The following is a 318-nucleotide window of genomic DNA, read 5'->3' as shown; positions in this document are numbered from 1 at the left end:
TTTTATCATGACCCAACTCTACACCTACCAAGTTATCAGCCAACGATTGAACCAAATGGTTTGCAGGTTAAGAAAATTTTGAAACAGCTTAGCCAAGCTCAAAAACCAGTTATATTGGCTGGTGGTGGTGTCAATTATGCAGATGCCAATAAAGAATTAGTTGCCTTTGCAGAGCGCTACCGTATTCCAGTAGTTTCAACCCTCCTTGGATTAGGTGCAATGCCCATTGAGCATGAATTATCCTTGGCTATGGGTGGTATGCACGGTTCATACGCTGCCAATATGGCTATGGATCAGGCTGATTACATTATCAATATT

1 pseudogene is annotated in these 318 nt (G+C 41.5%); it reads left to right on the top strand.

The features are described from left to right. Window positions 1–318, top strand: a pseudogene (locus C1G53_RS00210) (acetolactate synthase large subunit); the annotation flags it as partial.

Source organism: Streptococcus suis (genome assembly GCF_002960445.1).
Classification (GTDB): Bacteria; Bacillota; Bacilli; order Lactobacillales; family Streptococcaceae; genus Streptococcus; species Streptococcus hyiners.
Note: the sequence above shows the minus strand (reverse complement) of the source record. Positions and strands in the feature narration are given on the sequence as shown.